The sequence below is a fragment of the Robertmurraya beringensis genome (assembly GCF_042433785.1).
In the GTDB taxonomy this organism is placed as follows: Bacteria; Bacillota; Bacilli; order Bacillales; family Cytobacillaceae; genus Robertmurraya_A; species Robertmurraya_A beringensis.
Map to the genome: position 1 here is coordinate 36,510 of NZ_JBHLUU010000115.1, position 8,854 is coordinate 45,363.

20 protein-coding genes are annotated in these 8,854 nt (G+C 41.2%); all 20 read left to right on the top strand.

Translation table 11 applies throughout. The features are described from left to right. Nucleotides 1-127: 127 nt before the first annotated feature. Genes rpsJ through rpmD form a run of 20 tightly spaced genes read left to right on the top strand, consistent with a single transcriptional unit; the run spans nt 128 to nt 8,820 of the window. Nucleotides 128-436 carry a 30S ribosomal protein S10 gene (rpsJ, locus tag ACFFHF_RS17520; protein ID WP_009336571.1) on the top strand — a complete coding sequence of 103 codons (309 nt, stop codon included), beginning with the start codon at nt 128-130 and terminating at the stop codon, nt 434-436. A gap of 39 nt (nt 437-475) precedes the next feature. Then, on the top strand, nt 476-1,102 hold the full coding sequence (gene rplC, locus ACFFHF_RS17525; RefSeq protein ID WP_066058566.1) for a 50S ribosomal protein L3: 627 nt from the start codon (nt 476-478) through the stop codon (nt 1,100-1,102). Nucleotides 1,103-1,131: 29 nt separating this feature from the next. Further along, on the top strand, nt 1,132-1,755 hold the full coding sequence (gene rplD / locus ACFFHF_RS17530; RefSeq protein WP_066058564.1) for a 50S ribosomal protein L4: 624 nt from the start codon (nt 1,132-1,134) through the stop codon (nt 1,753-1,755). Next, nucleotides 1,755-2,039 carry a 50S ribosomal protein L23 gene (rplW, locus tag ACFFHF_RS17535; protein ID WP_066058561.1) on the top strand — a complete coding sequence of 95 codons (285 nt, stop codon included), beginning with the start codon at nt 1,755-1,757 and terminating at the stop codon, nt 2,037-2,039. The genes rplD and rplW overlap by 1 nt, the downstream gene beginning before the upstream one ends. A gap of 31 nt (nt 2,040-2,070) precedes the next feature. Further along, nucleotides 2,071-2,901 carry a 50S ribosomal protein L2 gene (gene rplB, locus ACFFHF_RS17540; RefSeq protein ID WP_066058560.1) on the top strand — a complete coding sequence of 277 codons (831 nt, stop codon included), beginning with the start codon at nt 2,071-2,073 and terminating at the stop codon, nt 2,899-2,901. A gap of 60 nt (nt 2,902-2,961) precedes the next feature. Next, the gene (gene rpsS / locus ACFFHF_RS17545; RefSeq protein ID WP_066058557.1) at nt 2,962-3,240 is read left to right on the top strand and encodes a 30S ribosomal protein S19; all 279 of its coding nucleotides are present in this window, start codon (nt 2,962-2,964) and stop codon (nt 3,238-3,240) included. An 18-nt stretch (nt 3,241-3,258) separates the two neighbouring features. After that, nucleotides 3,259-3,600 (top strand): 50S ribosomal protein L22, encoded by a 342-nt coding sequence (rplV, locus tag ACFFHF_RS17550; RefSeq protein WP_119706273.1) that lies wholly within the window; start codon nt 3,259-3,261, stop codon nt 3,598-3,600. A 2-nt stretch (nt 3,601-3,602) separates the two neighbouring features. Continuing rightward, nucleotides 3,603-4,259 (top strand): 30S ribosomal protein S3, encoded by a 657-nt coding sequence (gene rpsC / locus ACFFHF_RS17555; RefSeq protein ID WP_119706274.1) that lies wholly within the window; start codon nt 3,603-3,605, stop codon nt 4,257-4,259. A 1-nt stretch (nt 4,260) separates the two neighbouring features. Beyond that, on the top strand, nt 4,261-4,695 hold the full coding sequence (gene rplP, locus ACFFHF_RS17560) for a 50S ribosomal protein L16 (RefSeq protein WP_160547961.1): 435 nt from the start codon (nt 4,261-4,263) through the stop codon (nt 4,693-4,695). Next, on the top strand, nt 4,685-4,888 hold the full coding sequence (gene rpmC / locus ACFFHF_RS17565) for a 50S ribosomal protein L29 (protein WP_119706276.1): 204 nt from the start codon (nt 4,685-4,687) through the stop codon (nt 4,886-4,888). Before rplP ends, rpmC begins: the two co-directional genes overlap by 11 nt. Nucleotides 4,889-4,908: 20 nt before the next feature. Continuing rightward, nucleotides 4,909-5,172: a 30S ribosomal protein S17 gene (rpsQ, locus tag ACFFHF_RS17570; protein WP_066058542.1), complete on the top strand. Its 264-nt coding sequence runs from the start codon at nt 4,909-4,911 to the stop codon at nt 5,170-5,172. 42 nt (nt 5,173-5,214) lie between these two features. Further along, entirely contained in the window at nt 5,215-5,583 is a 369-nt protein-coding gene (rplN, locus tag ACFFHF_RS17575) for a 50S ribosomal protein L14 (RefSeq protein WP_066058539.1), read from the top strand. Nucleotides 5,584-5,618: 35 nt separating this feature from the next. Further along, nucleotides 5,619-5,930: a 50S ribosomal protein L24 gene (rplX, locus tag ACFFHF_RS17580; protein ID WP_160547960.1), complete on the top strand. Its 312-nt coding sequence runs from the start codon at nt 5,619-5,621 to the stop codon at nt 5,928-5,930. 24 nt (nt 5,931-5,954) lie between these two features. Next, nucleotides 5,955-6,494, top strand: a complete 540-nt coding sequence (gene rplE, locus ACFFHF_RS17585) for a 50S ribosomal protein L5 (protein ID WP_066058530.1) — start codon at nt 5,955-5,957, stop codon at nt 6,492-6,494. Nucleotides 6,495-6,519: 25 nt separating this feature from the next. Further along, nucleotides 6,520-6,705 (top strand): 30S ribosomal protein S14, encoded by a 186-nt coding sequence (gene rpsN, locus ACFFHF_RS17590; RefSeq protein WP_001085700.1) that lies wholly within the window; start codon nt 6,520-6,522, stop codon nt 6,703-6,705. 30 nt (nt 6,706-6,735) lie between these two features. Next, nucleotides 6,736-7,134, top strand: coding sequence for a 30S ribosomal protein S8 (gene rpsH, locus ACFFHF_RS17595; protein WP_066058527.1), 399 nt, complete (start codon nt 6,736-6,738; stop codon nt 7,132-7,134). Between the two features lie 31 nt (nt 7,135-7,165). Next, the gene (gene rplF / locus ACFFHF_RS17600) at nt 7,166-7,702 is read left to right on the top strand and encodes a 50S ribosomal protein L6 (protein ID WP_119706279.1); all 537 of its coding nucleotides are present in this window, start codon (nt 7,166-7,168) and stop codon (nt 7,700-7,702) included. A gap of 33 nt (nt 7,703-7,735) precedes the next feature. Next, a complete protein-coding gene (gene rplR, locus ACFFHF_RS17605; RefSeq protein ID WP_066058521.1) occupies nt 7,736-8,098 on the top strand; it encodes a 50S ribosomal protein L18 in 363 nt (120 codons plus the stop codon). A gap of 24 nt (nt 8,099-8,122) precedes the next feature. Then, nucleotides 8,123-8,623 (top strand): 30S ribosomal protein S5, encoded by a 501-nt coding sequence (gene rpsE / locus ACFFHF_RS17610; protein WP_066058517.1) that lies wholly within the window; start codon nt 8,123-8,125, stop codon nt 8,621-8,623. Between the two features lie 14 nt (nt 8,624-8,637). After that, complete coding sequence (rpmD, locus tag ACFFHF_RS17615) at nt 8,638-8,820, top strand: 50S ribosomal protein L30 (RefSeq protein WP_119706280.1); 183 nt, start codon at nt 8,638-8,640, stop codon at nt 8,818-8,820. Nucleotides 8,821-8,854 lie beyond the last annotated feature (34 nt).

Here is an 8,854-nt window from a genome sequence, read left to right on the forward strand (position 1 = left end):
ATGTTGGTCTTTGACTGCGATGAAGTGAAAGGTTGCTGACACACCCGGCCGCTTTGCCATGGCGAGTGTGTGGGAAATTTTCACGGAGAATGTCTATTTTTAATATAGGCGAAAAGGAGGGAAAATAATGGCAAAACAAAAGATTCGTATTCGTTTAAAAGCTTATGATCACAGAATTCTTGATCAATCAGCTGAGAAGATTGTTGAAACTGCAAAGCGTTCTGGTGCGGCTGTATCTGGTCCGATTCCATTACCGACTGAAAAGTCAATTTACACAATTCTTCGTGCGGTGCATAAGTACAAAGATTCTCGTGAGCAATTCGAGATGCGTACTCATAAGCGTCTAATCGACATCGTGAATCCAACTCCACAAACAGTTGATTCATTAATGCGTTTAGATTTACCATCTGGTGTAGATATCGAAATCAAACTTTAATGAAATAAAATAATAAATATTTTAGGAGGTGTGACTTTAATGACCAAAGGAATCTTAGGAAGAAAAATCGGTATGACTCAAGTGTTTGCTGCAAACGGTGATCTTATCCCTGTAACTGTAGTAGAAGCAGCTCCAAACGTTGTTCTTCAAAAGAAAACGTCTGAAACTGATGGATATACTTCAGTACAATTAGGTTTTGAAGATAAGCGTGAAAAGCTTTCTAACAAACCTGAAAGAGGACACGTTGCAAAAGCTAACACTGCTCCTAAGCGCTTCGTTCGTGAATTACGCGACGTAAACGTTGATGAGTATGAAGTTGGTCAAGAAGTCAAAGTAACAATTTTCGCAGAAGGCGAAATCGTAGATGTAACAGGAATTTCAAAGGGTAAAGGTTTCCAAGGTGTTATCAAACGCCACGGACAATCTCGCGGACCAATGGCACACGGTTCACGTTATCACCGTCGCCCAGGTTCAATGGGTCCTGTAGCTCCAAACCGTGTATTCAAAGGTAAGTTATTGCCTGGACGTATGGGTGGAGAGCAAATCACTGTACAAAACCTTGAAATCGTAAGAGTGGATGCTGAACGCAACCTTCTATTAATTAAAGGTAATGTACCAGGTGCTAGAAAAGCACTAGTAAAAGTTAAAAGTGCGGTAAAAGCATAAACATTTAAGTCAGAAAGGAGGAAATAAGAATGCCGAAAGTAGCATTGTTAAACCAAACTGGATCACAAGTTGGCGAAATCGAACTTAACGATTCAATCTTTGGTATCGAGCCTAATAATCACGTTCTTTTCGAAGCGGTTATTATGCAAAGAGCTTCTTTACGTCAAGGAACTCACAAAACAAAAATTCGCTCTGAAGTAGCTGGCGGTGGACGTAAACCATGGCGTCAAAAGGGTACTGGTCGTGCTCGTCAAGGTTCAATCCGTTCTCCACAATGGCGCGGAGGTGGTACTGTATTTGGACCAGTTCCACGTAGCTATAGCTATAAATTACCTAAAAAGGTTCGTCGCTTAGCGATTAAATCTGCATTATCTACAAAGGTTTTAGAAGAAAACATTTTAGTACTTGAAAACCTTGCTTTCGAAACTCCAAAAACTAAAGACTTTAAAGGTGTATTAGCAGGACTATCTGTTAATTCAAAAGCACTTATCGTAACTGCTGACCTTGATGAGAACGTAGCATTATCTGCACGTAACATCCCTGGTGTTACTGTTGTTTCTGCTAACGGAATTAGCGTATTGGATGTTTTAAATCATGATAAGTTGATCATGACTAAAGCAGCGGTTGAAAAAGTAGAGGAGGTGCTTGCATAATGGATGCACGCGATATCATTAAGCGCCCCGTTATCACTGAACGTTCTACTGACCTAATGGCTGAAAAGAAATATACTTTTGAAGTTGATGTTAGAGCTAACAAAACTCAAGTAAAAGACGCTGTAGAAGAAATTTTTGGTGTCAAAGTTGATAAAGTTAACGTACAGAACTACAAAGGTAAATTCAAGCGCATGGGTAAATTCGGAGGCTACACGAACAAGCGTCGTAAAGCAATCGTTAAATTAACAGCTGATAGCAAAGAAATCGAATTATTCGAGGTTTAATTTAGAATAGAAGAAGAGGAGGGAAAAAATTATGGCGATTAAAAAGTATAAACCTACCTCTAACGGTCGTCGCGGTATGACAGTTTCTGATTTTGCTGAAATTACAACAAGCACACCAGAAAAGTCTCTACTTGCTCCTTTAAAAAGAAAAGGTGGACGCAACAACCAAGGTAAGTTAACAGTACGTCATCAAGGTGGCGGCCATAAGCGTCAATATCGTATCATCGATTTTAAGCGTAACAAAGATGGCATTCCAGGACGCGTTGCTACAATCGAGTACGATCCAAACCGTTCTGCGAACATCGCATTAATTAACTACGTAGATGGAGAAAAGCGTTATATCTTAGCTCCTAAGAACTTAGTAGTTGGAACAGAAATCATGTCAGGTCCTGAAGCGGACATTAAAGTAGGTAACGCATTACCACTAGCGAACATTCCAGTTGGTACAGTTATCCACAACATCGAGTTAAAACCTGGTAAGGGTGGACAATTAGTACGTTCTGCAGGTACTTCTGCACAGGTTCTTGGTAAAGAGGGAAAGTACGTATTAGTACGTCTAAACTCTGGTGAAGTTCGTATGATTCTTGCTACTTGCCGTGCGACTGTAGGTCAAGTAGGTAACGAGCAACACGAACTTATCAACATCGGTAAAGCTGGACGTTCTCGCTGGTTAGGCAAGCGCCCAACAGTTCGTGGTTCTGTAATGAACCCTAACGATCACCCACACGGTGGTGGAGAAGGACGCTCACCAATCGGACGTAAGTCTCCAATGACTCCATGGGGTAAACCAACTCTTGGATTCAAGACTCGTAAGAAAAAGAACAAATCAGATAAATTTATCGTTCGTCGTCGTAAAAAATAACGGGATTGTACTACGGTTCCAACGTAGAACCGTAGAGCAGTCACGAAGGGAGGTTCAGACATGGGTCGCAGCTTAAAAAAAGGACCTTTTGTTGATGAGCATTTAATCACAAAGATCGAAAAGTTAAATGAAACTGAAAGCAAGCAAGTTACTAAAACTTGGTCTCGCCGTTCTACGATCTTCCCGCAATTCATCGGACACACGATTGCTGTATATGATGGTCGTAAACATGTTCCTGTATATGTCACTGAAGACATGGTAGGTCATAAGCTTGGAGAATTCGCTCCAACTCGTACTTACAAAGGTCATGCTAGTGATGACAAGAAAACAAGACGTTAATGAGAGGAGGGCATTCTAATGCAAGCTAAAGCTGTATTAAGAACAGTACGTATTGCTCCTCGTAAAGCTCGTTTAGTCGTAGATTTAATTCGAGGTAAGCAAGTAGGAGAAGCGGTAGCAATTTTAAAGCATACACCAAAAACTGCTTCACCAGTTATTGAAAAATTACTAAACTCTGCGATTGCTAACGCAGAACATAATTATGAAATGGACGTTAACAGCTTAGTAGTATCTCAAGCATTCGTTGACGAAGGACCAACTTTAAAACGTTTCCGTCCTCGTGCAATGGGCCGTGCAAGTGCTATTAACAAGCGTACTAGCCATATTACTATCGTATTAACAGAGAAGAAGGAGGGATAATAGTGGGTCAAAAAGTTAATCCAGTCGGCTTGCGTATTGGTATCATCCGTGATTGGGAATCCAAATGGTTCGCAGGAAAAGACTATGCTGATCTTTTACACGAAGACCTTAAAGTACGTGAGTACATTACAAAGCGTCTAAGCGATGCTTCTGTATCTAAAGTAGAAATCGAGCGTGCAGCTAATCGCATTAACATCACTATCCACACTGCAAAACCAGGTATGGTTATTGGTAAAGGTGGTACTGAGGTTGAAGCACTTCGTAAAGCTCTTAACTCACTTACTGGCAAGCGTGTTCATATCAACATTCTTGAAATCAAAAAAGCAGACATCGATGCTAAGCTTGTTGCGGAAAACATTGCTCGTCAATTAGAAAACCGCGTATCTTTCCGTCGTGCTCAAAAACAAGTTATTCAACGTGCAATGCGCGCTGGTGCAAAAGGTATCAAAACTATGGTATCTGGTCGTCTAGGCGGTGCAGACATCGCTCGTTCGGAGTCTTACAGTGAAGGAACTGTTCCACTTCATACTCTTCGTGCTGACATCGATTACGCTACAGCAGAAGCAGATACAACTTACGGTAAGTTAGGTGTAAAAGTATGGATCTACCGTGGAGAGGTCCTTCCTACTAAGAAGAAATCTGAGGAAGGAGGCAAATAATATGTTAGTCCCTAAACGCGTTAAGTATCGCCGTCAACACCGTGGAAAAATGCGCGGAATGGCTAAAGGTGGTACAGAGGTTAACTTCGGTGAATTCGGTCTACAAGCTACTGAAGCTTCTTGGATTACAAACCGCCAAATTGAATCTGCTCGTATCGCAATGACACGTTATATGAAACGTGGCGGTAAAGTTTGGATTAAAATATTCCCTCATAAGCCTTATACAGCTAAGCCTCTAGAAGTCCGAATGGGTTCTGGTAAAGGTGCTCCTGAAGGATGGGTAGCAGTTGTTAAGCCTGGGAAAGTAATGTTTGAAGTTGCTGGTGTTTCTGAAGAAATCGCACGTGAAGCATTACGTTTAGCAGCACACAAGCTTCCAGTAAAATGTAAGTTTGTAAAACGAGAAGAAATTGGTGGTGAATCAAATGAAAGCTAATGAAATTCGTGACCTTACCACTGCCGAAATAGAACAAAAAGTAAAATCTTTAAAAGAAGAGCTTTTCAACCTTCGCTTTCAATTGGCGACTGGACAACTTGAAAACACAGCTCGCATTCGTGAAGTACGCAAAGCGATTGCTCGCATGAAAACAGTAGTTCGTGAAAGAGAAATCGGCGTTAACAATCGATAATTGAAGGAGGTTTGCGAAAGATGAGTGAACGCAACCAACGCAAAGTTTACACTGGACGCGTTGTTTCTGACAAAATGGATAAAACCGTTACTGTCTTAGTTGAAACATACAAAAAGCATCCACTATACGGTAAACGCGTTAAGTACTCTAAAAAGTTCAAGGCTCATGATGAGCAGAACGTAGCAAAAATCGGCGATGTTGTTCGTATTATGGAAACACGTCCACTATCTGCTACGAAGCGCTTCCGCCTTGTTGAAGTAGTAGAAACAGCAGTTATTATTTAATGATGATCGGAAATAGCTACATCCCGAAGGGAGGTTACACACATGATTCAACAAGAAACACGTTTAAAAGTTGCTGACAATTCAGGTGCTCGTGAAGTACTTACAATTAAAGTTCTTGGTGGTTCAGGCCGCAAGACTGCTAATATTGGTGACATTATCGTTGTTACAGTGAAACAAGCAACACCAGGTGGCGTTGTTAAAAAGGGTGACGTTGTAAAAGCGGTAGTTGTTCGAACTAAAAGCGGCGTTCGTCGTGCAGATGGCACATACATTCGTTTCGATGAGAACGCTTGTGTAATTATCCGTGACGACAAGAGTCCACGCGGAACGCGTATCTTCGGACCTGTTGCTCGTGAACTTCGCGACAGCAACTTCATGAAGATCGTATCACTAGCTCCAGAAGTACTATAATCTTAAAATATATGCCTTTAAGGAGGTGCGAACAGATGCATGTGAAAAAAGGTGACAAAGTTATGGTCATCTCTGGTAAGGATAAAGGCAAAACAGGTGTTATTTTAGCTGCTTACCCAAAACAAAGCCGTGTGCTAGTTGAAGGTGTGAACATCGTAAAGAAACACTCTAAGCCATCCCAAATGAATCCACAAGGTGGAATCATTAACCGAGAGGCACCTATTCATGTATCAAACGTCATGCCTATCGATCCTAAGACTGGTACGCCAACTCGTGTAGGGTTCAAAGAGGTTGACGGTAAAAAAGTACGTGTTGCAAAAAAATCCGGTGAAGTACTAGATAAATAAGTCTAAAAGAAGGGAGGTACAAAAATGAACCGCCTAAAAGAAAAATATGTTAAAGAAATTACTCCTGCTCTTGTGAGCAAGTTTAACTATAAATCAATTATGCAAGTACCGAAGCTTGAAAAGATCGTTATCAACATGGGTGTTGGTGATGCAGTACAAAACGCGAAAGCACTTGATAATGCGGTAGAAGAATTAGCTGCTATCTCTGGTCAAAAGCCAGTAGTTACTCGCGCTAAGAAATCTATTGCTGGTTTCCGTCTACGTGAAGGTATGCCAATCGGTGCGAAGGTTACTCTTCGTGGAGAGCGTATGTACGAATTCTTCGACAAGTTGGTTTCTGTATCTCTTCCACGTGTACGTGACTTCCGCGGTATTTCTAAAAAGTCTTTCGACGGACGTGGAAACTACACATTAGGTGTAAAAGAACAGTTAATCTTCCCTGAAATTGATTACGATAAAGTAAGTAAAGTTCGTGGTATGGATATTGTTATCGTTACTACAGCTAATACTGATGAAGAAGCTCGTGAACTGTTAACTCAATTTGGAATGCCATTCCAAAAGTAATCGGTAAATAGAGGGAGGCGAAAACGTGGCTAAAAAGTCAATGATTGCGAAACAAAAACGCACGCCTAAATTCAAGGTTCAAGAATACACACGTTGCGAACGTTGCGGACGTCCACATTCTGTATACCGTAAATTTAAGCTTTGCCGTATTTGTTTCCGTGAATTAGCATACAAAGGGCAAATTCCTGGTGTGAAAAAAGCTAGCTGGTAAAACTAGAGTTTGGGAAGGAGGTAAAAAACAATGGTCATGACAGATCCAATTGCAGATTTGCTAACTCGCATCCGTAATGCGAATATGGTTCGTCACGAAAAATTAGAAGTTCCTGCTTCTAACACGAAGAAAGAAATCGCTGAAATCTTAAAGCGTGAAGGCTTCGTGCGTGATGTTGAATATATCGAGGATAACAAGCAAGGAATCATCCGTATCTTCTTAAAGTACGGTTCAAATAACGAACGTGTTATTACTGGTCTTAAGCGTATCAGTAAGCCTGGTCTTCGTGTATATGCAAAAGCTACAGAGGTTCCACGCGTACTTAACGGTCTTGGAATCGCATTAGTATCTACTTCTCAAGGCGTTCTTACTGATAAAGAAGCTCGCGCAAAGCAAGTAGGCGGAGAAGTATTAGCATACGTTTGGTAATAGAGTTTCTTAAAGAATGGAGGTGCACTAAATGTCTCGCGTAGGTAAAAAACCAGTTGAAATTCCATCTGGCGTTACAGTAACAGTTGATGGAAGCAACGTAACAGTAAAAGGTCCTAAAGGTGAACTAAGTCGTTCATTTAATCCAGATATCGAAATTAAGGTAGAGGAGAACGTAATTAACGTATCTCGTCCATCTGATGCGAAGGAGCACCGCGCATTGCACGGTACTACTCGCGCATTACTTTCAAACATGGTTGAAGGTGTATCAAAAGGGTTCGAAAGAACACTTGAATTAATCGGGGTTGGTTACCGTGCTCAAAAGCAAGGTACGAAGCTTGTATTAAACGTTGGATACTCTCATCCAGTTGAGATCGAACCTGAAACAGGTATCGAAATCGAAGTACCTTCAAATACACGTGTAATTGTAAAAGGTACAAACAAGGAGCGCGTTGGCGCACTTGCTGCTAACATTCGTGACGTTCGTCCTCCAGAGCCTTATAAAGGTAAAGGAATCCGTTATGAAGGCGAATTCGTTCGTCGTAAAGAAGGTAAAACAGGTAAGTAATGCCCTAAGGGGTAAACGAAAGGAGTGACCAAAATGATTACGAAGGCTGACAAAAATGCAACGCGTAAGAAAAGACACGCACGTGTGCGTTCAAAACTTAGCGGTACTGCAGCTCGTCCTCGTCTAAATGTGTTCCGTTCAAGCAAGCACATTTATGCACAACTAATCGACGATGTAAGTGGAGTAACTTTAGCGAGTGCTTCAACTTTAGATAAAGAAATCGGTCTTGAATCTACTGGTAACGTTGATGCAGCGGTTAAGGTCGGAGAATTAGTTGCAAAGCGTGCTGTAGAAAAAGGCGTTAAAGCTGTTGTTTTCGATCGTGGAGGATACTTATATCATGGACGCGTGAAAGCACTAGCAGATGCTGCTCGTGAAAACGGCTTAGAATTTTAATAGACAAAGGAGGGACACAAAAAGATGCGTCGTATTGATCCAAACAAACTTGAACTTGAAGAACGCGTAGTTACGGTTAACCGTGTTGCGAAAGTTGTTAAAGGTGGACGTCGTTTCCGTTTCTCTGCTCTTGTAGTAGTAGGTGACAAAAACGGCCACGTTGGCTTTGGTACTGGTAAAGCTCAAGAAGTACCAGATGCAATCCGTAAAGCAATTGAAGATGCTAAGAAAAATTTAATCGAGGTACCAATGGTTGGTACTACGATTCCACACCAAGTAATCGGACACTTCGGTGCTGGTGAAATCCTTCTAAAGCCTGCTTCTGAAGGTACTGGGGTTATCGCTGGTGGTCCAGTTCGTGCGGTACTAGAATTAGCTGGTGTAGCTGATATCTTATCAAAATCTTTAGGTACTAACACACCAATTAACATGGTTCGTGCAACTTTGGACGGTTTAAAACAACTAAAACGTGCTGAAGACGTAGCTAAATTGCGTGGAAAATCAGTAGAAGAACTGTTAGGTTAAGGGAGGGAAAAATAATGGCTAATAAATTAGAAATTACCCTCACTCGCAGTGTGATTGGTCGTCCACAAGATCAAAAAGAAACTGTTAAAGCACTTGGTTTACGTAAAATTCACCAAACTGTTGAGCAACAAGATAATGCTGCTATTCGCGGTATGATCAATAAAGTTGCCCACCTTGTAACAGTTGTAGAAAAATAAATCGATTTTTTTCTTTTAATAAGGAGGTGCCAAT

Coding starts and splice junctions, on each gene's coding strand:
- rpsJ (WP_009336571.1), top strand. CDS start 128: ATGGCAAAACAAAAGATTCGTATTCGTTTAAAAGCTTATGATCACAGA.
- rplC (WP_066058566.1), top strand. CDS start 476: ATGACCAAAGGAATCTTAGGAAGAAAAATCGGTATGACTCAAGTGTTT.
- rplD (WP_066058564.1), top strand. CDS start 1,132: ATGCCGAAAGTAGCATTGTTAAACCAAACTGGATCACAAGTTGGCGAA.
- rplW (WP_066058561.1), top strand. CDS start 1,755: ATGGATGCACGCGATATCATTAAGCGCCCCGTTATCACTGAACGTTCT.
- rplB (WP_066058560.1), top strand. CDS start 2,071: ATGGCGATTAAAAAGTATAAACCTACCTCTAACGGTCGTCGCGGTATG.
- rpsS (WP_066058557.1), top strand. CDS start 2,962: ATGGGTCGCAGCTTAAAAAAAGGACCTTTTGTTGATGAGCATTTAATC.
- rplV (WP_119706273.1), top strand. CDS start 3,259: ATGCAAGCTAAAGCTGTATTAAGAACAGTACGTATTGCTCCTCGTAAA.
- rplP (WP_160547961.1), top strand. CDS start 4,261: ATGTTAGTCCCTAAACGCGTTAAGTATCGCCGTCAACACCGTGGAAAA.
- rpmC (WP_119706276.1), top strand. CDS start 4,685: ATGAAAGCTAATGAAATTCGTGACCTTACCACTGCCGAAATAGAACAA.
- rpsQ (WP_066058542.1), top strand. CDS start 4,909: ATGAGTGAACGCAACCAACGCAAAGTTTACACTGGACGCGTTGTTTCT.
- rplN (WP_066058539.1), top strand. CDS start 5,215: ATGATTCAACAAGAAACACGTTTAAAAGTTGCTGACAATTCAGGTGCT.
- rplX (WP_160547960.1), top strand. CDS start 5,619: ATGCATGTGAAAAAAGGTGACAAAGTTATGGTCATCTCTGGTAAGGAT.
- rplE (WP_066058530.1), top strand. CDS start 5,955: ATGAACCGCCTAAAAGAAAAATATGTTAAAGAAATTACTCCTGCTCTT.
- rpsH (WP_066058527.1), top strand. CDS start 6,736: ATGGTCATGACAGATCCAATTGCAGATTTGCTAACTCGCATCCGTAAT.
- rplF (WP_119706279.1), top strand. CDS start 7,166: ATGTCTCGCGTAGGTAAAAAACCAGTTGAAATTCCATCTGGCGTTACA.
- rplR (WP_066058521.1), top strand. CDS start 7,736: ATGATTACGAAGGCTGACAAAAATGCAACGCGTAAGAAAAGACACGCA.
- rpsE (WP_066058517.1), top strand. CDS start 8,123: ATGCGTCGTATTGATCCAAACAAACTTGAACTTGAAGAACGCGTAGTT.
- rpmD (WP_119706280.1), top strand. CDS start 8,638: ATGGCTAATAAATTAGAAATTACCCTCACTCGCAGTGTGATTGGTCGT.